The sequence below is a fragment of the Oscillospiraceae bacterium genome (assembly GCA_031265355.1).
GTDB lineage: Bacteria > Bacillota > Clostridia > Oscillospirales > UBA929 > JAIRTA01.
On record JAISCT010000060.1, the window covers coordinates 85,204 to 109,173 of the forward strand.

Below are 23,970 nucleotides of genomic sequence, written 5' to 3' on the forward strand. Positions count from 1 at the left end.
TTTTATTTTTTCGCGTGCAATCACGGGCGGTTCGCCGCCGCTTGTTTCCTGTAGCTGGTGGAAGAGACGCGGGCGACGAGACGGTTTTGGTCGTCGGTCACGTCGATGTCATAGAGACCTATCGAGCGGCCGTCGTGGCAGCGAACGGCGGTGGCCGTGAGACGCCCGCCCCTCGGAGCGGAGACGAAGTGGATCGTGCTGTTCAGTGTCACAGTGTCGAGGAGATCGTGGTTCGTCGCAACTGCAAAGGCAAAATCGGCCAGCGTAAAGACCAGGCCGCCCTGGATCCGTCCCATCGCGTTCATGTGGCGCGGCCTGACGGCCACGCTGCAGACCGTCCGCTCCTGCGTCACCTCGTCGATCGTGATGCCGTGCTCCGCGGCAAAGAGATCGCGCGCAAAGAGAGCGCGGATCTCATCCAGTGATTTCATCTGTCCTCTCCCTTCTCTGTCTGTTTATGGTTTGTTCTCGGCACATCCGACTTGTCTTCCCGCGCGTCGCCGCCCACCACGTCCAAAAAAGCCATCGTACTGCGGAGCAGTGCCGCAGGCCGCCGCACGTAGCTGTCATGCGTCTCGTCCGGCAGGATGCACAGTTCACTGCCGGGGATCGCCGCAGCCAACGCCCGCGTGTGCGCGGCCCGGACGATGTCCCGGCCGCCGGCCAACACCAGCGTGGGCGCGCGGATGGCGCCCAGCGCCGCCTGGGAGATGTGAGGCTGCGTCAACATGAGGCGGATCTTTTTGTCCCAGCTGATCAGATAGCGCAGCCACATGGCCAGACAAAACCACGGCTGCAGGCCGCCCGGGCGCGTGTTAGCGCCGGCCGCCACCAGTTTCGACACCAGCTCCGGACGGCGGGCCGCCAGCAGCAGCCCGACGATGCCGCCGTCGCTGAAACCGAGCACCGCCGTCTGCCCCAGCGACAGCGCGGCGATCAGCCCGGCCATGTCCTCCGCCATGTCCTCGTAACGAAGCACACCCACTCGGTCGCTCCGGCCATGGTCCCGGCTGTCGACGGCCACCACGCGGTAGCGGCCGCTGAAAAACCGGATGACCGACTCGTCAAAGACGGTGTGGTCCTCGCCGTTGCCGTGCAGCAGCAGCAGTGCCGGCCCCTGACCGGTCTGCTCGCAATAGAGCTTCACGCCGTTCGTCTCAACAAACATGGCCGTCACAGACCGAGCAGGTGCCGGCGTACCATGTCCAGCGCGTGGCCCGACGCGGCCACGCGCACGCGGCGCCGGTCGGTGCCGAGCAGCAGCGTGCGGGTGACGGGCTCCGCGTCTCGGGCGGCCAACGCCAGGCAAACCGTCCCGGGCGCCGTGCCGCTCCCGTCGCCGTCCGGACCGGCGAGGCCTGTCACCGCCGCCGCGACGTCGGCGTTCATCTGGACGAGCGCGCCGCGCGCCATCGCAAGGGCCACCGGCTCGGAGACCGCGCCGTACAGCCCAAGCAGCCGCTCGGATACGCCGAGCAACGCCGCCTTGGCGGCGTTGCTGTAGGCCACTGCCCCGCCCCGAAAGACCTGTGACGCCCCCGGGATCTCCGTCAGACGGCCGGCGATGAGCCCGCCGGTGCAGGACTCCGCCAGCGCCAGCGTTTTCCCCTGCTCGCGCAGCAGCGCTGAGACGCGCGCCTCCAACGAATCGACGTCCACGCCGTAGACCACGTCGCCGAGCACCCGGCAGATCTCCCCGACCACCGGCTCCGTCATGGCGCGCGCCGCTTCCGACGTGGCCGCCCGAGCCGTTACCCGCAGCATGACCTCGCCCTCCTTCGCATAGGGCGCGACAGTCGGATTCTCCTGCCGCTCCATATACGCGCGCAGTTTGTCTTCCACCGCCGCCTCCCCCATGCCAAAGATACGCACCTGGCGAGAGACGATGCTTTCTTTGGAAAATTTTTCCAAATATAACCGGGCGCAATGCCTGAACATCGAGAGACACTCCCGCGGCGGGCCGGGCAGCATCAGCACGTGTTTACCTCCGGTCTCAAACGCGCAGCCCGGCGCCGTGCCCCAGTCGTTTTGGAAGATGACGCAGCCCTCCGGCAAATAGGCCTGCCGCTCGTTGTTGGGCGTGAGCGGCCGGCGGACGCCGTCGAAATAGGTCCGGATGCGCGTCCAGATCTCCTCGTGCCGCACGAGCTTCCGACCGAAACAGGCGGCGATGGTCTCCTTTGTCAAGTCGTCGTAGGTGGGGCCAAGGCCGCCCGTGGTAATCAGGATATCGGAGCGCTCCTTCGCGATCTGCAACGCCTGCGTCAGCCGCCCCGGGTTGTCGCCCACCACCGTGTGAAAATAAACATGCAGACCCAACTCGCTGAGTTCCTGAGACAAGTCCTGCGCGTCGGTGTTCGCGGTGTTGCCCAGCAGCAGCTCCGTACCGACGGCGATGAGCTCAACAACCATGTACATCCTCCCCTTGACCCGGACGCGGCCGAGCGGATTCGGACGGGTTCTTGCTCGTTTCGTCCCCCAATCGCCGCCACTCGGCCTGGGCCAGCGCGGCCTCGAGAAGCGCCTCGCGGGGGAGCGCCGCCTCCGCCGCGAGAACATCCGGCAGGCGCGGTTTGGTCTTGGGGTGCCGGGGCGTAAAGACCGTGCAGCAGTCCTCGAAGGGCAGCACCGAGACGTCGTACGTACCGATGCGGCGAGCCCGCATGACGATCTCCTCCTTGTCGAGCCCAATGAGCGGCCGCAACACAGGCAGCGCCAGTCCGGCGCCCGTCACCCCCAGGGACTCCAGCGTCTGGGAGGCCACCTGTCCCAGGCTCTCGCCGGTGACGAGCCCCGGCGCGCCGGCGCGCTGCGCCACCCGCTCCGCCGCGGCCATCATGGTCCGCCGGAGAATGAGCGTGCTGTACGCCTCCGGACAGTGACGGCGAATGGCCTCCTGGACCGCCGTGAACGGCACCAGGCACAGTGTCAGCGCGGCGCCGCACCGGTCGGCCAGCAGCCGCGCGAGCGTGACGACTTTGTCGCGTGCCTCGGGTGAGGTGTACGGATAGCTATAGAAGTGGACAAGCACCGGCACCACCCCCCGCTTGGCCGTCATGTAAACGGCCACGGGGCTGTCGATGCCCCCGGAGAGCAGGCAGACCGCCTTACCCCCCACGCCCAGCGGCAGCCCGCCCGCGCCGGGTCGAGCCCCCGCGTGTATGTAGGCCGCCGTGTCGCGGACCTCCACCATCACGAGCAGTTCGGGCGCTTCGACGTTCACCGTCAGGTCCGGATGGGCGCCATGCAACGCGCCGCCCACCGCCCGCGCGATGTCGGGCGAGGTGAGCGGGAAGCGCTTATCCGCCCGCCGGGCCTCCACCTTGAAACTGCGCACACGCCGCAGCGGCGCGTCCAAGTAGGCGAGCGCCGTGCGGATGATGGCGTCCATCTCCTTCGGCGACTCCGCCGCACGGGTCAACGCCGCGACGCCGAACACTTCCGCACAGGCCGCAAAGGCGGCGTCCATGTCCGCGTCGCCACGCTGCGGGGCCACCATGACGGTGGACTGACGGGCCTCCAAGGCAAACAGGCCGAGCGGCCGCAGGCGCCGCGACGCATTGTCGAGCAAGCTTCGTTCAAAGCGAGCCCGGTTGAGCCCTTTGAGCACGAGTTCCCCCATCTTGAGCAAAATGATCTCTTTCAGGCTGTATTCTCCCCTTCGGCCGGCGGTCCGCCGACGTGCATATTGGCCGCCTGCTTGTATATATTATACTGGCTCTGCCTTTCGCGCGCAATCCCGAGACGGAAAACTTTGCCTCTTTTACGAGGGGTGCGCCGCACTTTTTGAAAAATCGTGAAAATTTTTCTTGAAATTTACCACTTCGGCGGGTTATACTTTGGAAAGGGCAATATCGAATAGGAGTGAGACCATGAGCACGACTGCGGAAAAGATCCGCGCCATCCTGGCGGCCCAGCTCGACATCGATGAGGACAAAATCTCAGCCACCACAGATATCGCGGAGGATCTGGGCGCGGATTCTCTGGATGTTGTGGAACTTATGATGTCCGTAGAGGAGGAGTTCGGCGTGACGATCGATGAAGACGACGTCCGGACCTTCAAAACGGTCGGAGACGTAGCCCGCTACATCGACGAAAAGCTGTGATGGGCGCCGCCCTCAGCCCTTGTCCGCGCGTTCGTCTTTGACGAGCGCGGCGTATACGGCGCTGCGGGGCAGTCCCGTCCGTCCGGCGGCGCGGCGTGCGGCATCGCGGAGGCTGCTGCCGCCGGCCAGATCTTCTTTCGCCCGAGCGACCGCATCCGCCAGGGAGGGCGGCGGCGGTGCTTCCGGCGTACCCTCGACCACCAGTGCAAATTCCCCGCGGGGCGCGTGTTCGGCGTAATGGGCCGCCGCCGCACCCAGTGTGGTGCGCCACACTTCCTCGTGCCGCTTTGTCAGCTCGCGGCACACGGCTGTGCGCCGGTCCCCCAGTGTCTCAAGCAGGTCCGTCAGCGTGTGAGGCAGTTTGTGGGGGGCCTCGTAAAAGATCATTGTGCGGGTTTCCGTCCGCAGAGCCGCCAGGTGCGCCCGGCGGCTCTTTTTATTCATCGCAAGAAAGCCCTCAAAGCAGAAGCGCCCGGAGGGAAGCCCAGAGACGGAGAGAGCCGTGACGAGCGCGCAGGGCCCGGGCAGGGCCACGACGGGGATCCCCTGTCCGGCGCACAGCGCCACGAGGTCCTCGCCTGGGTCGCTGATGGCCGGCGTGCCGGCGTCCGTGACCAGTGCGGCCGTCTCCCCTGCCGCGATGCGCGCGGCAATGCGCGCGCCGCTCTCCCGGCGGTTGTGTTCGTAATAACTGACCAGCGGTTTTTTGAGCCCCAGATGGTTGAGCAGCTTGAGGGTCACACGGGTGTCCTCGGCCGCGATGAAATCCGCCTCCCCCAGCACCGTCCTGGCCCGCTCGGTCAGGTCCCCCAGATGCCCGATCGGCGTGGGGACCACATATAAAGTACCCGCCATGCGCATCTCTCCATGTATCCCGCGTATCTGCTGCCGCGTCATTTCGCTACGTCTATCGCTTTATCATATCCGATCCGGCCGAATTTGACAACCCCCGTATGCAGTGTTGCGGGGCTTCTCTTCCCGGCCGGGGATGTGATATGTTAAATTGATACTCCATACCCGAAGGGGGTGCCCGCATTTGTCCGCTTCAAACATAGAAAACCGTGCCGGGCAGGGCCCCGGGGGGTTCTCCCCGCTGGTGGTGATTGCCGGGCTGATGATCGCTTCTTACCTGACCGCCAACGTCATGGCCGTCAAGATTGTCTCCGTGGCCGGTCTCTCCCTGTTTGACGCGGGCACGATCACCTTCCCGCTCGCCTACATGGTGGGCGACGTTCTGACGGAGATCTGGGGGTTTCGGACCGCCCGGCAAGTGATCTGGCTGACTTTCGCCTGCAACTTGATGTTCGTCGGCGCCACGGCGCTGGGCACGCTGCTGCCGTCGCCCGCCTACGCGCGGGAGATGGCGGACGCGTATGCCCGGGTGTTTGTCTACGTGCCGCGGATCGTGCTGGCGTCGCTGCTCGGTTTTCTCGGCGGCGAGCTCTCGAACGCGTTTTTCATGGACAAGATCAAACGCTGGACCGGCGGGCGCCGTCTGTGGCTCCGGACCATCGGAAGCTCGGCCGTCGGCTATCTGTTCGACACCGTGCTCTTTGTGTTCGCCGCGTTTTACGGCACCGTGCCGGCCGCGGATCTCTTCTCTCTGACGGCGGCCCAGTATGTGCTGAAGCTGGCCGTCGAGGCGTTGGCCGGCACGCCGCTGGCGTACGCGTCGATCCGTTTTTTGCAGAAGCGGTACGGCGCGCGATGAATCGGTATGCGGACGTCGCGGGCAAGTTCCCGCGCGAGGTGGTCCTGCTGCGCGGGACAGGCTGTTTTCACAAACGGTGTCTGTTTTGCGACTACGACAACGACGCCGCCGCCGACCCCTTTCCGGACAACCGCCCGGTGCTGGCGCGGGTGACGGGCGTGCGCGGCGTGCTGGACGTCGTCAACTCAGGTTCGATTCACGAGCTCGACGCGCGGACGATGGCGCTTCTGGGCCGCATGCTTACCGAGCGGCGGATCCACACGCTCTGGGCCGAGGCGCACTACGCCTATGCGCCGCGGCTGCAGGAGATCCGGGATCAATTCTCCGGGGTGACGGTCCGTTTCCGGACCGGGCTTGAGAGCTTCGACCCCGCCTTCCGCCACCGGATGCACAAAGGCATCCCGGACGTATCGCCGGAAACGGTGCGCGCGCATTTCGACGGCGTGTGTCTTCTCGTCGGCGTGGAGGGCCAGACGCGCGCCGGCGTCGCCCGCGACATCGCCTGCGCGGCGCGCCTCTTCGACCACGTGAGCGTCAACGTGTTCTGCCCAAATACAACGCCGATACGGCGCGATGAGGCTCTGACGGACTGGTTCCTGACCCATCTCGCTCCCCATGTGCGTGCGCTCCCCAACTGCGAGGTGCTGACACACAACACCGACCTGGGCGTGGGCTAGCGCGGGGCATAAAATGGCACTCCTCTTGTGTCGAGAGCACAGCTGGCGCGCATGACCACGAAAAGAAAAAGCGAAAATTATTCCGTGAATATGAAACCCAAAGTCAGCTTTTTGCGATATTATAGGTGACGGCCGTCAAGAAAGAAAGCAGAGGTGACAGCGGTGGATGAACAAAACGCGCTTCGTGCGTTGCAGAAAAAAGACGAAGCGGCGCTTGCGTGGTTCATTGACCGCTATACCGCATACATCAATACCATTGTCTATAACATCATCGGAAGTATAATGACAGTATCTGATGTTGAGGAAGTCACCTCCGATGTATTCCTCGCGTTCTGGTCAAACGCCGATAAAGTCAAACCTGATAAAATCAAAGCATACCTTGGAGGCGTCGCTCGCAACAAAGCAAAGAACAAGATAAGAGAGCTCGGGCAGGACTTGCCCTTGTTCCGTCGTCATAATATTATTTATCAAAATATTCCATATCCCTGCAAATTTTGAGACAAAAATTATTTTCGAAGAACTTGCGAAATGGGGTGTGGCGTGGTATGCTATAAACAAAGAGGTGGCACGATGGGCGCGAACAAAAAGTACAAAGACAGTGTTTTTACGTTGCTGTTCGGCGAACCGGACAAAATGGCGGTCTGCTGGAATTGGAAGTGACAGTCTACAACGTCAACACTGGGCACAACCGGGAGATCGTAGAGCGCAGCGAATCGTTAAACGGATACGCGGTATTCATTGAGCGTGTGCGGCACTACCAAGCCACAGGTTTGCCGCTTGAAGAAGCGATAAAAAAGGCTGTGGACGACTGCGTTTCGAGCAGTATACTGACGGGTTTTTTGAACAATCTATCATCCGAGGTGAGGAACATGCTATTTACGGAATTTAAGCTCGACGACGCCATAGTGGTTTGGCGCGAAGAAGGGTTCGAGAAAGGCGTTGAGGAAGGGCGTAAGGAAGGGCGCGAGGAAGGCATTGAGATTGGTATATACAAAGTTGCTAAGAACATGATTGCCTTCAGCACGCCGCCCGAACAGGTGGCGGCGGCAACAGGGCTACCGCTGGATGAAGTTGTCAAGTTGTCAAAAAAGGGAGAACACTAAAATTTTACACAAGCCCCTACGTTGAGAAAGAAGGCGTCGCTCACCTCCTAAGGAGTTGAGCGATTTTCTCATGTTCGATCCTTCCCCAGAATCCACACGCTGGTACCAAAGATGTCGGAGTGGTATCCTCAGCAAATTTTATTTTTCAAGCGACGCCCAAAAAACGACCTCGGCATCGTGGAACGCAGTCTACAGAATCTCCTCCGGTGTATCGATAGGCAATGTGGGGATACTGCAGGGCTTTATGTTCCATTTTGAATATATATTCATTATATTCAAAATTCATCCTTTCCCTCTCAGCCTTATCTCGGTCGCCATTTTTCGTGATTTTCTCCATAATTTTCGCACTCATTTTAAGGATTTTCCCTTCCTGTTGGTGCAAAAACTAGTTGCATATTTATTCAGTCCGTGTTATCATAATCCCATACCATTGAACAGGAGGCGCGGTATGAAACAGGTACGCAAGGCGGTGCTGGCCTACTCGGGGGGGCTGGACACCTCGATCATCATCCCCTGGCTGAAGGAAAATTACGGCTGCGAAGTCATCGCGGTGGCCGCCGATGTGGGGCAGGGCGCGGAACTCGACGGATTGGAGGCAAAGGCCAAGCGGACCGGGGCGTCCGCCTGCTTCATCGAGGATCTGCGGCAGACGTTTGCGGACGAGTACATCATCCCCACCCTCCAGGCCGGCGCGGTCTACGAGGGGCGCTACCTGCTGGGCACCTCATTTGCCCGCCCCGTCATCGCCAAGCGCATTGTGGAGATCGCGCTGCGCGAGGGCGCGGACGCCATCGCCCACGGCTGCACCGGTAAGGGCAACGACCAGGTGCGCTTCGAGTTGACGATCCAGGCCCTGGCCCCGCATATGACGATCATCGCCCCGTGGCGGGAGTGGGACCTGCGCTCGCGGGAAGATGAGATCGCCTACGCCGAGGCGCGCGGCATCCCACTGCCCATCACGCGGGAGACCAACTATTCCAAGGACAAAAACCTGTGGCATCTGTCCCACGAAGGCCTCGATCTGGAGGACCCGGCCTCGGAACCGCTGTACGACAAGATTCTTGAACTTGGCGTGACACCGGAGAAAGCGCCCGATACGCCCGTGTACGTGTCCGTCGGCTTCACACAGGGCCGCCCGGTCAGTTTAAACGGCGAGACGCTGGACACCGTGACCCTCATTCAGAAACTGAACGCGCTGGGCGGCGCGCACGGCGTCGGCCTCGTCGACATCGTGGAAAACCGCCTGGTGGGCATGAAGTCCCGCGGCGTGTACGAGACGCCCGGCGGCACAATCCTCTACCGCGCCCACGAAGCCCTCGAAACCCTCACGCTGGACCGCGACACCCTGCACACGAAACAACGTCTGGCGATAAAATTCGCCGAGCTCGTCTACTACGGCCAGTGGTTCACCCCGCTGCGGGAGGCGCTTTCCGCCTTCGTCGCCAAGACCCAGGAGACTGTGACCGGCGCGGTGCGTCTGAAACTCTACAAGGGCAACATCACCCTCGCGGGGATCACTTCGCCCCACTCCCTCTATGACCAAGAGCTCGCCTCTTTCGGCGAAAGCGCTTACAATCAGAAGGACGCGGAGGGCTTCATCCGCCTCTTTGGTCTGCCTGTCCGGGTCGGGGCGCTAAAACGGGAGAATCCACCGACATGAAGAACACATCGAACCGCACCACGCCGCACCGGTACACAGGCGCCGCCGGGAAATTGTGGGCCGGGCGTTTTCAGAAGGACACCGACGCCCTCGTGGGGGACTTCAACGCCTCTCTCTCCTTCGATGCCCGCCTGTATCGGGAGGACATCGAGGGCAGCGTCGCCCACGCGGCCATGCTGGGCGCGCAGGGCATCATCCCGCCGGAGGACGCCGAGGCCGTCATCGCGGAACTGGGCCGTCTGCTGACAGACATCGAGGAGGGCCGCGTGACGCTGACGCCCGAGGCCGAGGACATCCATATGAACGTCGAGCAGCTCCTCACCGCGCGTCTCGGCGACGCCGGCCGCCGCCTGCATACCGCTCGCTCCCGCAACGACCAGGTGGCGCTCGACCTCAGACTGTACCTCAAAAAGCAGATCTGCGCGCTTCATGGCCTGACCCTCGCGCTGCAGGACACGCTGGCGACCCTCGCCGAAGCGCACGTCGGCACGGTGATGCCCGGCTACACCCACCTGCAGCGCGCGCAGCCTATCACGCTGGCACACGCATTGACGGCATACGCCGAGATGCTCTCGCGGGACGTGACGCGGCTGGAGGACTGTCACCGGCGCATGGACGTCTGCCCACTGGGCGCCGGCGCGCTGGCCGCCACAACCTATCCAATCGACCGGGCACGGACGGCGCGGGACCTCGGCTTCGCGGACGTCACGCCCAACAGCCTGGACGCCGTGGGCGACCGGGACTTCTGCATTGAGCTGTGCGCCGTGCTGTCCATTCTTATGATGCATCTCTCGCGGCTCGCGGAGGAGGTTATCCTCTGGTGTTCGTGGGAATTCGGCTTCGCCGAGCTGGACGACGCCTACTCAACCGGCTCGTCGATCATGCCGCAGAAGAAGAATCCGGACGTCGCCGAGCTGGTGCGCGGTAAGACCGGCCGGGTCTACGGCGATCTTATCGCGCTGCTCACCGTCATGAAGGCGCTGCCGCTCGCTTACAACAAGGATATGCAGGAGGACAAGGAGCCCGTCTTTGACGCGGTGGACACCGCCCGGCAGTGTCTCTCGGTGTTCGCGCCCATGCTGGCCACACTCACCTTCCGGCCCGAGGCCATGCGGCGGGCCGCGGCCTCCGGATTCCTCAACGCCACCGACTGCGCGGACTACCTGGTGCGGCGCGGGTTGCCCTTCCGCGAGGCGTACGGGATCGTCGGGCGCCTGGTGCGGCTGTGCCTCGTCCGGGGCAAGGATTTAGAAGGGCTGACGCTGGAAGAATTTCACTCCGTCTCGGAGCACTTCGACGCGGACGTGTACGACGCGCTCGCGCTGGACGCCTGCGTGGCGGCCCGAAATGTCCCCGGCGGCCCGGCGGCGGCGCAGGTGTGCGCGCACATCGAGGCCCTGCGCGCCTTTCACCGGGCTCACAGGAATTTCTCAAGCGTGCCGCGCGCCGGCAGTGGGAAGACCCTATGAGCGCCGCGCAGAGCCGCCGCAGGGCGGCGATCCGCGTCTTCATCGACGGGCAGGCGGGGACCACCGGGCTGCAGCTGGGGACCCGGCTGCGCGCGCACCCAGGCGTCGAACTGCTGACCGTCTCCTCAGACCGGCGCCGCGACGCAAAATCTCGGCAGGCACTGTTTGACAGCGCGGACGTCGTCTTTTTGTGCCTGCCGGACGACGCGGCGCGGGAGGCGGTGCGCCTGGTGACAAACCCGGACACCTGGATCATCGACGCCTCCACCGCGCACCGGACGGCGCCCGGCTGGACTTACGGTCTGCCGGAACTCTCTCCTCTGCACCGGGCCGCCCTGGGGCAGGCAAAGCGCATCGCGGTTCCCGGCTGCCACGCCACCGGCTTCGCGGCCGTCGTATATCCGTTGGTCGCCTGCGGCCTGCTGCCGCCCGGCACGCCTCTCACCTGCACTTCCCTCACGGGCTACTCCGGCGGCGGAAAGGTGTTGATCGCCCGTTATGAAACCGGGCGGACGCCCGACGACGCGTTGCGCGCACCGCGCCCCTACGCGTTGGGGCTGACACACAAACACCTGCCGGAGATGCAGTCCGTATGCGGCCTCGACCGCCCGCCGCACTTTTACCCGGTGGTGGGCGACATGGCGCGGGGGATGCTGGTGTCCGTACCGCTGTGGGCCCACCAGCTCACACGGCCCGGCGGGACCCGCGCCGTGTGGGAGCTTTTGTCCAGCCATTACGCACACAGCCGTTTCGTCCGCGTGCCGCCCCTGGGTGCGGCGGACGCGCTGGAGGCGGGCTTTCTCGATCCTACGGCCCTGAACGGCACGAACCTGCTGGAACTCTTCGTGTTCGGTCACGAGACGCAGACACTTGTGGCGGCCCGGCTCGACAATCTGGGCAAGGGCGCCTCGGGCGCGGCGGTGCAGTGCATGAACATCGCCTGCGGCCTGCCCGAGGACACAGGTCTTATGTAACATCCAGTTTAGTACCTTGTTGCCGCGAAGCGGCAACAAAAAACAAGAATTTGGGTTGTGGGTTGCAGGTGCAACCCACATTAGTATCCAGGAAAATGGAGCTGATAGCTTATGTTCCAGGTTGTCCCCGGCGGGGTGACGGCGGCCCCCGGTTTCATGGCGGCGGGTCTCCACTGCGGCATCCGCCGGAATCAAACCAAACCGGACCTCGCGCTGGTGCTGGCTGACCGCGGCTGCGCCGCCGCCGCGGTCTACACGACCAACCGCGTTCAGGCGGCGCCGATCGCCGTGACGCGGGCACATCTGGCCGACGGGCGGGCCCGCGCCATCCTGGCCAACAGCGGCTGTGCCAACGCCTGCGCCCCCGACGGGCTTGAAAACGCACGCCGCGCCTGCGCCGCCGCCGCCGCCGCTCTCGGCCTGTGCGAGACGGATATCATCGTCAATTCCACCGGTGTCATCGGCGTGCCGCTGCCCATCGAGGCCATCGAGGGCGCCCTGCCGGCGCTGGCCGGCGCGCTCTCCCGGGCAGGCGGTACTGACGCCGCGCTCGCCATCATGACCACCGACACGCGACCCAAGGAAACCGCCGTCACCACAGAGATCGACGGCCGGCCCGTTACGGTGGGCGGCATGGCCAAGGGCTCCGGTATGATCCACCCCAACATGGCGACGATGTTGGCCTTCCTCACCACCGACTGCGCCATCGCACCCGGACCTCTGCGCGCCGCGCTGGCCGACTCCGTGCGCCGCACCTACAACCGCGTCAGCGTGGACGGGGACACCTCCACCAACGACATGACGGCCGTCCTGGCCTCCGGCGCGGCGGGGCACCCGCCGATCGAGAGCCCGGACGACTCACGCTTCGCGCTGTTTTTGGAGGCGCTCGACGCCGTCAACCTGACGATGGCACGCGCCATCGCCCGGGACGGCGAGGGAGCCACCCGCCTGCTGGTCTGCCGCGTGCACGGCGCCGACAGCGAGGCGGACGCCGAGACCCTCGCAAAGGCGGTGATCACCTCGTCGCTCGTCAAGACGGCGCTGTTTGGCGCCGACGCGAACTGGGGCCGCGTGTTGTGCGCGCTGGGCTACGCAGGGGCGCCCCTGCGCCCGGAGGCCGTGGAGGTGGCGTTTTTGTCGACGGCCGGCCGGGTTGTCGTCTGCCGCGGCGGCGAGGGGCTGCCCTTCGACGAATCGCTGGCCAAGGAGATCCTCTCTCAGGAGGAGGTCACTCTTGAGGTCGGCTGCGGCGCGGGCGGCTGCGGCGCGGAGGCCTACGGCTGTGATCTCAGCTACGACTACGTGCGAATCAACGGCGACTATCGGACATAAAGCTCTGTGAAACAGCTCTTAACGCACGCCGACGCGCCCCCTGCCCCATCACCCTGAACCATTGATCTCAAAGGCGAAATCGAGCGCGTTTGACCCGCGGGCCGGACGCGTCCCGAAAGGATGGACTCCATGCTCTCGAATGTCGACAAGGCGCGGCTGCTGTCGGAGGCGCTGCCCTACATCCAAAAATACAACAAGAAGACCGTGGTGATCAAGTACGGTGGCAGCGCCATGCTGGAGGACGCGCTCCGACGCGCCGTCATCAGCGACATCGTGCTCCTCTCCCTCGTGGGGATCCGCGTCGTCGTCGTGCACGGCGGCGGTCCGGAGATCAAGGAGATGCTCACCAAGATCGGCAAGGAGCCGCGCTTCATCAACGGCCTGCGCCACACCGACGAGGAGACGATGGAGGTCGTCCAGATGGTGCTGTGCGGCAAGGTAAACAAGGCGCTCACCCAGCTCATCGGCGAGCTGGGCGGCCGGGCGCTGGGCCTGTCCGGCCTGGACGGGCGGCTGCTGACCGCCCGGCGGCTCGACGGAGACTATGGCCTCGTCGGCGAGCTTGAGAACATCGACCCAGCGCCGCTGATTACGGCGCTGGACAATGGCTATATTCCCGTCGTTTCCACCGTGGCCGGCGGCGCGGCACCGGGCGCCGTCTACAACATCAACGCCGACACGGCGGCGGCCCGCCTCGCGGCCCGCCTCGCGGCGGAAAAGCTCATTTTGCTGACCGACGTACGCGGGCTCATGCGCGTCCCGGAGGACGAGACCACGCTGATCCCCATGGTGACGCTGTCGGAGGTGCCGCCGCTGCTCAAGAGCGGCGTCGTCCGGGGCGGGATGATTCCAAAGGTCTCCTGCTGCGTTGAGGCGTTGCGCGCCGGCGTACGGCGCACCCACATCCTCGACGGCCGCATTCCGCATTCCATTTTGATTGAAATGCTCTCCGACGAGGGCGTCGGCACGATGATTTTGAAATAAAGGTGTGAGACGATGCAGCAGATATTTGAGACCTACGCGGCGCATGTGCTCCCCACATACGGGCGCTTTCCCGTGGCGTTTGTGCGCGGGGTGGGCTGCCGTCTGTACGACGCGGCGGACCGCGCGTACATCGACTTTGCCTCCGGCATCGGCGTGAACGCAGTGGGGCACGCGCACCCCGTCTGGGTCGAGGCCGTGGCGCGCCAGGCCGCCACGCTGACACACGTGTCAAACCTCTATTACAGCGAGCCCGGCGGGCGTCTGGCGGCGCGCCTCACGGCACTTTCCGGCCTGCGCGGCGTCTTTTTCGCAAACTCGGGTGCGGAAGCCAACGAGGGCGCGATCAAAGTGGCCCGCAAGTACAGCCACGACCGCTACGGGCCGGACCGCTCCACCGTGGTAACGCTCTCCGGTTCTTTTCACGGGCGCACGGTCACGACGCTGGCCGCCACGGGGCAGACGGCATTTCACCGGCATTTCGGCCCGTTTACCGCGGGGTTCAGGCACGTGCCGCCGGGCGATTTTGAGGCCTTGGCGGCACAGCCGGACGATGTGTGCGCCGTATTGCTGGAGCCCGTGCAGGGCGAAGGCGGCGTGTGGCCGCTGGACGGCGGTTATGTCCGGCAGGTGGCGGCGCTCTGCCGCGAGCGAGATTGGCTGCTCCTCTGCGACGAGGTGCAGACCGGCATCGGCCGTACCGGAGACTGGTTCGCCTTCCAGTCGCTGGGGGTTGAGCCCGACGTCGTAACCTTCGCCAAGGGGATCGCCGGCGGATTGCCGTTCGGCGGCTTTCTGACCGGCGCGCGCGCGGCGGACACGCTGGGTCCCGGCGACCACGCGACGACCTTCGGAGGCACGCCGCTGTGCTGCGCGGCAGCGCTGGCCACGCTGGACATCCTGACGCCGGTGCTGCCCGGCATCAAGGCCAAGGGGGCGGCCCTCCGGCAAACCATTGCGGAGATGGGACTGCCGCGCGTGACTGGTACGCGCGGCGCGGGCCTCATGATCGGCGTGGCCCTGGCGTCGGGCGAGGCGCCCCGCGACTGGGCGGAGAGATTGCTGCGCGCAGGGCTCGTCGTCCTCACCGCCGGGCAGGATGCCCTGCGGCTGCTGCCTCCGCTTGTCATCGGCGATGACGATATCGCCGCCGGTCTCTCGATCTTCCATACCACTTTAGGCGGTGTTAGTAAATAACGTTTACAAAATGCGCGCCGGATTTTAGCGTACCGGCGAGGAGGGGGACACCATGAAAAAGGACCTGCTGCGGATGCACGACCTCACGAAGGAGGATGTCACCGGCATCTTAGATTTGGCCGACCAGATGAAGTACGATCTGCGCCACGGACGGGCGCACCGGCACCTCGAGGGCAAGACGCTGGGCATGATCTTCGAGAAGGCCTCCACCCGCACCCGGGTCTCGTTTGAGACCGGTATGTACCAACTCGGCGGGCAGGCGCTGTTTCTCTCCTCGAACGACCTGCAGATCGGGCGCGGAGAACCGGTGGAGGACACGGCGCGCGTGCTCTCCCGTTACCTGGACGGCATCATGATCCGCACCTTTGCCCAGCGTGAGGTGGAGGATCTGGCCCGCTACGCTTCCATTCCCGTCATCAACGGACTGACCGATCTGGCCCATCCCTGCCAGGTGCTAGCCGACCTGATGACCGTGCGGGAGCGGCTGAGCGCTCTCGCGGGCGTGACGCTCTGCTACATCGGGGACGGCAACAACATGTGCAACTCACTGACCGTCGGGGCGCTCACGGCGGGGATGTCGGTGTCTCTCGCCGTGCCGGCCGGCTACGATCCCGCGCCGGAGGTGCTGATGTTCGCCCGGGCATTTGGCGACCGGTTCCGGCTGCTTCGCGATCCGCGAGAGGCCGCCCGGGGCGCGGACGTTGTGGCGACGGACGTCTGGGCCAGCATGGGCCAGGAGGCCGAGGCCGCCGCCCGCCGGCAGGCGTTTGTCGGTTTTCAGGTGAACGACGACATCATGGCGCTGTGCGCCCCGCACGCCATCGTGCTGCACTGTCTCCCCGCCCATCGGGGCGAGGAGATCACCGCCGCCGTCTTTGAGGCGCACGCCGACAGTATCTTTGACGAGGCCGAAAACCGTCTCCACGCCCAAAAAGCCGTGCTGACGCTGCTACTTCATCCTTGTTGAAAAACTGCGTTTTTCAACAATACGGGGGTTGGATCGGGGCGCTGAGGCGCGGAGACGTTGGCGCTGCTGTGTTTTGTAGTTTCTACAAGACGCGGCGGCGCCAATTCCTGTTTTTTGGGGGGAACGAGGGGTAAAAAATTTTCTCCGTCTCCCTTGACAAACCAAATTTTATGTGATACGGTGGATACACATTAAACATATTAAATATATATGTTTAATGTGTTTAATGAGGCGGGCCGGTTGGGCCGGCGCCGTCATTTTTATCATTGGGAGGTAGCATCATGAAGATTTTTACAAACACGCGTATGAGACGAGCGGGACTCTATCCGCTGTGTCTGCTGCTTACGCTGAGTCTCGCCGTCTCCGGCGGCGCGTATGCGGCGCCGGTACAGAGGAACGACGTCTTCGACGTCGGTGAAACCGCCCTGATCGAATCGATCGATTACGACTATGTGTACGGTCATGTCAAATACATATCCGACGAGATCGGGATCGGCTATGCGGGCAACCCCGCGGAAAGACGCAGGGCCGAGTATCTGGCGGACGAGTTCGCGAAGCTCGGTCTGGAGCCATGGCTTCATGCCACAGGCGCCGACGGGGTCGACGACTACTTCCAGACCATCGAAAACGACACAAGCATCGTCTCCCGCATCGGGGGATCCGTTACGGTGGAAGGCCATGAATACCCCGCCAACGCCCCCGCTTGGAGCGGCAACAGCGTCTACAAAGGCTACGAAAGTCCCTCGGTCACGGGTGACACGGTGTATTTCCCCACGGTGGCGGAGGCTGTGGCCGCCGACGCTGCGCTGATCGACGGAAAGATCGTCCTCACCCACAGAAACACGGGTGCCTTCGCGCCCGACGTCCGCGAACTTGAGACCAAGGGCGCCCTCGCAGTTGTGTTTTTCTACAGCAAATACACGGTGAACGCCAACGGCAAGACCTCCGGCGAATCGGTCTTCGCCGCGCCGACCTCCGGCGCCGAGATCCACATCCCCGTGCTCCTCACCTCGTACTTTGACGGGCAGTCGATTCTGGAGACGCTCACCCACCACGGCGAGGTCCACAGCACCAGCGTGACAGTGGTCAACAGGAGAAGCACCACCACCCAGAACGTGATCGCCATCAAAAAAGCGGTTCAGCCCACCGATAAGTTCGTACTCATCGGCGGTCATCTCGACAGCGTCTTCGGCGCCGTCGGCGCCAATGACAATCTGTCGGGTCCCGCTTCGATTCTGGGCATCGCGAAAGCGATCAAAGACGTCCCCACCAGGTACAACATCCTCTTCGCGTTCTGGGGCGCGGAGGAAGCGGGCACCCGGGGTTCCCGGTATTTCTATAGCAACACATTGGCCCCGAACGATTACTACCGGAATTTCATCGCCTATTTCAATCTGGACATGGCCGCGACCTCGCAGAAAAACAATACACAGCTGACCATCCACACTCCTTACAGGGACACCGCCAACGGCAACGCGCCAATCATCAGCACAGCGGGCGAGCTCTTCGAAGCGCAAGCGGCCAGATATTGGGCGTATTCCGACGGCCAATGGGGCGACTGGTGGAAGAAGGAGGCTGGCACCGATCTCATCGTCAAGCGGGAGTATTACGGAAACTGCTCCGACCACGCCAGCATCACCGGCGCCAACGCGGGCGTCCCGGCCAACGAAGGTATCCCACAGGTGTACGCCTTCTGGCGCACCGACGACGGCGGGGTGACCGAGTACAACTACCACGTCGTGGGCGACAGATACGACTGGCCCGGCGACCCATTCGAAGTGAAAGACGAAAATTTCACCGGCAACTACAGCGTTGAGCGGGCGGAAATTCTGGCCAGTGTCTTTGCTCTGTCACTTTACAACAGCGCGGAGGCGTCCACCGCGGACGACGTCACGCTCAAGAAGGAAAACGGGAAGGCAAAAGCAGGGTTCACCGTTGTGAACAGCGGCGAAGATCGGATTGGCTGGACGGCCCTGATTGCCCTTTATGACAAGGCGGGGAGGCTCGTTGAGATACGCGACGAAAGCGACGCGCTGGCAGCGGGGACGTCGCGCTGGTTCACACTGGAAACCGACTTGCCGGAAGAGCATCGCGCAAAAGCGTTCCTGTGGACCACAGCGCCGTTTGCACCCCTGACCGACGCGGAGACACTGTGACGACGTTTTGATGACGAAAAGAAAACGCCCACAGTAAAAACACCCGCCCGGACGGAAGACATTCCAGTCCGCGGGGGGTGTTTTTGTGTACGCGGTTAAGACCGCCGTGGGCCTGGCAGGCGCGGTCCGCGCCCGCCCTTGTGCCCCTCTTTCGACGTTATTATACCAAATCGGTGGACGAGATGCAAGAGATATTTGCAAAAAGTTTAAATATTTAGGCGACTTTGTATAAAGTCACAACTGGCTCTCTCTGGGGGCGGCGCTCTGCCGCCCCCAGAGAGAGCCAACCGGTCATGCCGGGCGCTGCCCGGCGTCGCACAGCGGCACGTGGGTGCCCCGTTCCCAGAGATACGCCCTGGCCGATCCGCCGGCCGGCCGGCCGGCTGTCAGCGTGTTGTGATACACCCCAGCCGCGCCGACAACCGCCTCGTCATGCAGGAGATCAGTCAGCCGGCCCTGCGCGTCGTAGACGGCCAGCAGACACTGCACCGCTCTGTCGCCGCCGGATGTGTTGACCACGGTGAAGTCGGCTACGGCCGCGCCGGCGCTGTCCTCACTCACCTCGACGGAGGCCTTAAAGGCGGTGTACGCCACCTCGTCGGAGTCGGATTTGGCCGCGCAGAGCAGCAGCTGACGGGCCAGGCCGAGCGTCATCTGGTTCGCTTGGGGATTCTGGCTCACGGCATCGGCGTATGCGACCGCGCGCGCCCACCGTGCGGCACTGGCCCCGGTGAACGCCGACGTGTCCCACGCCCGCGCCTCGGCCAGCGTCGCCGCCAACTGGCCGGCGACCCGTTCCGTCGTCTCACGGTACCCCGTGGTCACGGTCACCTCTTGCGACACGGCTGCGAGTCGCATGTTGTTTAGCGCATAGAATCGCAGATGGTAGACGCCGGGCGCCGGCACGACAAAGGCGGTCTTGCCGGCCGTGATCACCCCGTCTCCAAAGCTGTTTGTCATAACGTCCGCGATCTCTCCGGTGTATATCCCCGACTGTGTGCCGTAGGCCACTTTGTACGCGGTGGCGCCCGCGACTTTCGGGAACTTCACCTGTATGATCGTGCCGGCGGACGCCGCCGTCACGGCGATCTCCTTGACCGGCTGCGCGGCAATCTCGGCCAGATCTTGCCGGGAGATGGCGCGGACCGTCACATTGTCCGCCGTGAATTTCCGATTGTACCCCCGCAGGCCGATCTTGCCCGCCGTAAACTGTGCGTCGCTGACGCTGTACACCAGCACGCCGTTGACGAAGTAATGGAGCTCGCCGCCGTTCGCGACGACCTTCAGGTGGTTGGCCTGGCCGATGGGCTTTACCGCGTCGTGGGCCGGTTCCGCCAGGGATGTCCAGTTGTTGTTGGCTTTGCCGACGACGACCCCGTCGCGTCGGATGCCGAAGTAATAACCCCTGTAGGCGTCCGCGCCGGACGCCTCACCCGTCACGCGGACCATAAGGCCCGCGTTGTTGCCGTTGTTGTCGTCCACCAGGCGGACGTCGGCCTCACAGACGCAGTCGGACCAGTCCGCCTGCCCGGCAACGGCCTTGATGTTGCTGCTGCTGCCCAACTGGAGGACGCCGCCGCCCACCGTGACAAGCGCCGTGCTGCCGTACGCCGTCCACCGGGCCTCCGACGCCGCAGGCTCGGAGAAATCGTCGAAGAAGGCGGGCTTAGCGGGGGCGGCGAGCCAGGCAAGATCCTCCTTCGTCACAGGCCTGACGTCGACGCCGTAGACCGTAAACGCCTCGTTGTAGGAGCGCAGGCCGATCGTTCCGGCGCCGTATCGCGCGTCCCAGACGGCGCCGGCCCACACACCGTCCACAAACGCCGCGATCGTCCCGCCGTAGGCCACCACCTTCAGGATGTACGTCCGCCCGGCCTCAATGTGCCACGGGATCTCCTTGAGCGTGTGCCAGCCGCCGTCCGCATAGCCGATGATCACGCCGGTCCCATTCACCTCGCCGACCCGTCCGATCCCGGCGAAGTACCCGCGATAGTTGTCCGGGCCGGCCCCGTTGCCGGTGGCGCGGATCATCAGACCGGCGTTGTTGTTGTCCGCCAGCGTGACGGACAGCGCCGCCTCGGCCGCATAGTCCGTCCACGTCAGCGGGTCGGCCTCCGCCTGCGGGGCGTTGACGAGCACCGTTTTGATGTCGCTGTCCCGCCCAAACGCCAGCCGCGTCCGCCCATCTTCCTCCACGGGCACGATCGCCTGGGTGCTGCCGTACGCCTGCCACTCGGACCGGTACGCCGCCGCGGATGCAAAGCCCGCATACCGCGCGTCGGGCGCGTCGGCGTCCGGCTCCGGACCCTCGTCCGGCGTCTCAAATACGTGCAGGTCCTCCTGTGTGACGGGGCGGACCGTGACGCCGTAGACCGTAAACGCCTCATCATAAGAACGCAGACCGACCGTACCGCTTGCAAAGCGACTGTCCTCAAACGTCGTGACAAACGCGCCGTCCAGATAGACGGCGAATTTTTCTCCGCGGGCGACCACCTTCAGCGTATAGATCTGTCCGGGCACGATGGGCTGCGCCACCTGTTTCAGATCATGCCAGCCGCCGTCCGCATATCCGATCACCACATGGCTGGTGCCGGCCGGGGCCGTTCCAAACCGGCCAATGCCGACGAAGTACCCCTCGTATCCGTCCGCGCCGTCCCGAGGGTTCGTCACCCGGAGCATCAGCCCGCCGTTGTTGCGCTCGATGTCGTCCATCGACAGGCGGATCTCCGCGACGTAATCGGTCCACTGGGCGGCGCCGGCCGCGTTCAAATAGGCTTTGTGGTTCGTGCTCCGCTCGAATCGGATGCGCGCCGGATCGCCCTCCGGAAGAGACACGGTGCCGCCCGGGCTGAGCCAGGTCCAGTCGCGCCGCACATCGTCCGGCGCGCCGAATCCGCCGTACACCGCCTCCGGCGCGTTCGGATCGGGCGTCAGCGCGCCGTCGGCCGACACCGGCGCCAGCACATATTCTTGACTCTCTCTCTCGGCACCGTTCACAACCGCCCGGACCCGCACATAGTATGTCGCTACCGGGTCCAGCCCCGTTAGCTGCGCGGCGCCGCCGGCAAAGCTGGACACCTCCGTCGTGTAGACGCCGGACTGCGTTCCATACACCACACGGTACGGTGTCTCCTGGGCACTGAGGTTGGTCGCCAGCCGAATTCCCGCCGTCGTCCGGCTCACGCTGCTGACGGCGATGTCGCCGATGGTCCTGCCGATGAGGACGACCTCGATGGAAGACACCGTGAGCCCGTCGGTGAAGCGCAGATTGTTCAGCTGCTCATGACGAAACTGAAAGCTGCCGCTTGTCTTTGTCTTTAGGCCTGATACGGTGACCGCGCCGTCAGACAGGTCGAGCGCCTCGCTGTACCGGCTGTTCACCAGCACCCGGCCCGTACCGGTCCCGCGGACGACGAGGCGGTAATCGTCCGCCGCCGGCACCACCACGTTGTCAAACTCGGTGTACACCGCGCCGCTTTGCCGGACCGTGTATCCGTCGCGCCGCACGACTGTCTCCGACGGCGCGCCGATGCGCGGGAATTGGGAGATCCTGAGCCGCCCGGACCCGTATGGGATCAACTCGACCGGCTCCGTCAGAGTCTCGTCGTAGGGCGTGATAAACGGCTGCGGGCCGGCCAGGTTGCCGTCCAACGTCCACTCCGGGATGATCTGCCCCGTGGCCTTCAGCGTCACGGGCGGGGTCTCCGCGCTGAAGGGTTGCAGCGGGATCTGCGCCGCCTCCTCGACAGTGATGCCTGCGGCCGGGTTGTCGTAGTCGATCACCAGGCCGTAGTTCCAGCGGCTGGCCGCGTACACCTCGCGCGTCGGGTAGTCCTCCTTGTGGGGCACCTTCAGCTCGCGCAGGTCGTTGCCTTCCGTGCCGTCCAGGCGGCGCCACTCCTCGTCGATCTTGAGGCCGTATACCAGCGCGCCCTTTTCGACGCCGACGGAGTTGTTGTACCAGGTGGAGGCTTTGATCTCGCTGGGGAAGACCAGATCCACCACGTCGCCGTATGTCCACACCCGGTTCACCGTATAGTACGCGCCGGATACGACGCCCTCGCAGACCGCGCCATTGACCTTGACGACCGGATTGACCGCCCACGCGGGGATGCGCAGTCTCAGTTCAAACGCCGCCTCGTCACCGCCGTAGGTGAGCTTCACGGCGTCTTTGAACGGATAGTCCGTCTCCTGGCTAAACCGGGCCGTCTTGCCGTCGGCCACCTTGGCCGTCACCTGGTTCGGACCATAGGCCGTGACAGCCAGGCCGCCGTTGTACGTCGCCATCCACATCGACTGCACAAACTTCGCCCACCCCATGTGGTAGTTCGAGAAACAACAGTCGTATCCAGCCGGTGCGCCAAACGTGGCGCTGTCGCCGTGGTCGTTGTCAAACTCGTGGTTGCCCAGTGTGGCCAGCACCTGGTTTTGTTGGATAAAATAGACGTGCCCCGTCCCGTCGGGCGTCGTCGTAGCGGGCAGCGCGTTGTACGCCATCCTTTCGATGTAATCGCCGATCCACGCGTCGCCTAGGATCCTCTCGGTGATCTCCATCGAGAGCAGGTTCTCCACGACGCCGCAGGTCTCCGAACCGCGGGTGGCGCGGTTGTCCCGCGCGCCTTCGTCCGCATTCGGCAGTCCGTCTATGCGCCCGTGGTCGATGCCCCAGTGGAAGATACCATTCGCGGCGGCGTCCCGCCATGCGGCGTCTCCATTATACTGGTAGTACACGGCGGGCGTCTTGAGTCCCTGGCTCGTGTTGACCACGTGGTAACGCGCCGTCGACGTGTTGTAGATGTCCGTCCAGTTGTTCGTCTGGCCTATCAACAGTTCGCCGAGGCGCAGCAGCCACTCCGTGTCCTCCGGGCTCGCCGCGTCGTACAGGCGGTTGTACAGCCAGTAGACGCTGTCGATGTTGTCGCCGCCGCGCGCGTCCGCCCAGTTTGTGAGTCTATATGTGGGCAAATTTTCCAGCTGATAGCGGAAATACGCCTCCATAAACGGCAGTATGCGCGCATCCGGCGCGCCGATGTATTCCGTGTAGCCGTAATAGTCCCGCAGCGCCATCAAGACCGGCATGTTCGGCCACCAGTCGCCCAGATTTGTCGGGCCGAAGGCGCCGTTTGCGCGCTGGCTGCCCAAAATCGCCTCAATCCACTGTTTTGCTTCGACTTTCAACGTCTCGTCGTCCAGCGCAAACGCCAGCGCCACCAGGCCGCGCATATAATAGGGGCCGCGTTCCCAAGCCTCGCCGGAGGGCGCTCTCAGCCAACGGCTGGTGGCCGCGTTGTACTCGTTAAACAGGTGCATGTGGCCGCTCAGGCCGTTTTTTTGCAGCAGAAGCTGGTTCTCCAACCACCCGCTGGCACGGACGGCCGACAGCGGCAGCGCCGCAAACGCGTCGGCTACGAGCGCCCCTTGGTTGCTGTAGTAGTTGGCGTTGCCGGCGCGCGCGGCGGCGGCCGGCATAGACGGCACGGCCAAGATCACCAAAACCGTCAGTACCCAGGCCACCGACCTCTTCCCCACTCTCCTCAACGCTTTCACAGGTTCTCGCCTCGCTTTCTGTCTTTTGACTTTTTGACGCCTTTCGACATCTACATTATACGAGACGCTTTCTCCACTGTCTGTACGTTT

The 23,970-nt window shown here is 64.1% G+C and carries 19 protein-coding genes; 13 read left to right on the forward strand and 6 right to left on the reverse strand.

Features of this window, described 5'->3' with window-relative positions:
- Positions 1-20: 20 nt before the first annotated feature.
- The 4 genes from LBK75_09280 to thiI are packed head-to-tail and all read right to left on the reverse strand — an operon-like array spanning position 21 to position 3,646.
- Positions 21-431 carry a PaaI family thioesterase gene (locus LBK75_09280; protein MDR1158473.1) on the reverse strand — a complete coding sequence of 137 codons (411 nt, stop codon included), beginning with the start codon at positions 429-431 and terminating at the stop codon, positions 21-23.
- Positions 428-1,168: an alpha/beta hydrolase gene (locus LBK75_09285; GenBank protein MDR1158474.1), complete on the reverse strand. Its 741-nt coding sequence runs from the start codon at positions 1,166-1,168 to the stop codon at positions 428-430. Before LBK75_09285 ends, LBK75_09280 begins: the two co-directional genes overlap by 4 nt.
- Before the next feature lie 5 nt (positions 1,169-1,173).
- Positions 1,174-2,412: a competence/damage-inducible protein A gene (locus LBK75_09290; protein MDR1158475.1), complete on the reverse strand. Its 1,239-nt coding sequence runs from the start codon at positions 2,410-2,412 to the stop codon at positions 1,174-1,176.
- The gene (thiI, locus tag LBK75_09295) at positions 2,402-3,646 is read right to left on the reverse strand and encodes a tRNA 4-thiouridine(8) synthase ThiI (protein MDR1158476.1); all 1,245 of its coding nucleotides are present in this window, start codon (positions 3,644-3,646) and stop codon (positions 2,402-2,404) included. The genes LBK75_09290 and thiI overlap by 11 nt, the downstream gene beginning before the upstream one ends.
- Before the next feature lie 226 nt (positions 3,647-3,872).
- On the opposite strand from thiI, the gene acpP reads away from it, so the two are divergent.
- On the forward strand, positions 3,873-4,106 hold the full coding sequence (acpP, locus tag LBK75_09300) for an acyl carrier protein (GenBank protein ID MDR1158477.1): 234 nt from the start codon (positions 3,873-3,875) through the stop codon (positions 4,104-4,106).
- Positions 4,107-4,118: 12 nt separating this feature from the next.
- On the opposite strand, the gene rsmI is transcribed toward acpP, so the two are convergent.
- Complete coding sequence (rsmI, locus tag LBK75_09305; protein ID MDR1158478.1) at positions 4,119-4,961, reverse strand: 16S rRNA (cytidine(1402)-2'-O)-methyltransferase; 843 nt, start codon at positions 4,959-4,961, stop codon at positions 4,119-4,121.
- Positions 4,962-5,142: 181 nt separating this feature from the next.
- On the opposite strand from rsmI, the gene LBK75_09310 reads away from it, so the two are divergent.
- From LBK75_09310 to LBK75_09365, 12 genes are all read left to right on the forward strand, one after another.
- On the forward strand, positions 5,143-5,817 hold the full coding sequence (locus tag LBK75_09310) for a queuosine precursor transporter (GenBank protein MDR1158479.1): 675 nt from the start codon (positions 5,143-5,145) through the stop codon (positions 5,815-5,817).
- Positions 5,814-6,494, forward strand: a complete 681-nt coding sequence (locus LBK75_09315; protein ID MDR1158480.1) for a radical SAM protein — start codon at positions 5,814-5,816, stop codon at positions 6,492-6,494. The genes LBK75_09310 and LBK75_09315 overlap by 4 nt, the downstream gene beginning before the upstream one ends.
- A gap of 162 nt (positions 6,495-6,656) precedes the next feature.
- On the forward strand, positions 6,657-6,992 hold the full coding sequence (locus LBK75_09320) for a hypothetical protein (protein ID MDR1158481.1): 336 nt from the start codon (positions 6,657-6,659) through the stop codon (positions 6,990-6,992).
- A 152-nt stretch (positions 6,993-7,144) separates the two neighbouring features.
- A complete protein-coding gene (locus LBK75_09325; protein ID MDR1158482.1) occupies positions 7,145-7,597 on the forward strand; it encodes a hypothetical protein in 453 nt (150 codons plus the stop codon).
- Between the two features lie 448 nt (positions 7,598-8,045).
- Positions 8,046-9,257: an argininosuccinate synthase gene (locus LBK75_09330; protein ID MDR1158483.1), complete on the forward strand. Its 1,212-nt coding sequence runs from the start codon at positions 8,046-8,048 to the stop codon at positions 9,255-9,257.
- Positions 9,254-10,726 carry an argininosuccinate lyase gene (argH, locus tag LBK75_09335; GenBank protein MDR1158484.1) on the forward strand — a complete coding sequence of 491 codons (1,473 nt, stop codon included), beginning with the start codon at positions 9,254-9,256 and terminating at the stop codon, positions 10,724-10,726. The genes LBK75_09330 and argH overlap by 4 nt, the downstream gene beginning before the upstream one ends.
- Positions 10,723-11,700 carry an N-acetyl-gamma-glutamyl-phosphate reductase gene (gene argC / locus LBK75_09340; GenBank protein MDR1158485.1) on the forward strand — a complete coding sequence of 326 codons (978 nt, stop codon included), beginning with the start codon at positions 10,723-10,725 and terminating at the stop codon, positions 11,698-11,700. The genes argH and argC overlap by 4 nt, the downstream gene beginning before the upstream one ends.
- Positions 11,701-11,811: 111 nt before the next feature.
- Positions 11,812-13,032 (forward strand): bifunctional glutamate N-acetyltransferase/amino-acid acetyltransferase ArgJ, encoded by a 1,221-nt coding sequence (gene argJ, locus LBK75_09345; GenBank protein MDR1158486.1) that lies wholly within the window; start codon positions 11,812-11,814, stop codon positions 13,030-13,032.
- 129 nt (positions 13,033-13,161) lie between these two features.
- Complete coding sequence (argB, locus tag LBK75_09350) at positions 13,162-14,016, forward strand: acetylglutamate kinase (protein MDR1158487.1); 855 nt, start codon at positions 13,162-13,164, stop codon at positions 14,014-14,016.
- Positions 14,017-14,028: 12 nt separating this feature from the next.
- Positions 14,029-15,210, forward strand: coding sequence for an aspartate aminotransferase family protein (locus tag LBK75_09355; protein MDR1158488.1), 1,182 nt, complete (start codon positions 14,029-14,031; stop codon positions 15,208-15,210).
- A gap of 52 nt (positions 15,211-15,262) precedes the next feature.
- Positions 15,263-16,177, forward strand: a complete 915-nt coding sequence (argF, locus tag LBK75_09360; GenBank protein ID MDR1158489.1) for an ornithine carbamoyltransferase — start codon at positions 15,263-15,265, stop codon at positions 16,175-16,177.
- 281 nt (positions 16,178-16,458) lie between these two features.
- Entirely contained in the window at positions 16,459-18,333 is a 1,875-nt protein-coding gene (locus LBK75_09365; GenBank protein ID MDR1158490.1) for a M20/M25/M40 family metallo-hydrolase, read from the forward strand.
- Positions 18,334-18,624: 291 nt separating this feature from the next.
- Here the strand turns inward: LBK75_09365 and LBK75_09370 are convergent, their stop codons facing one another.
- On the reverse strand, positions 18,625-23,847 hold the full coding sequence (locus LBK75_09370; GenBank protein MDR1158491.1) for a glycoside hydrolase family 127 protein: 5,223 nt from the start codon (positions 23,845-23,847) through the stop codon (positions 18,625-18,627).
- Positions 23,848-23,970: the final 123 nt, after the last annotated feature.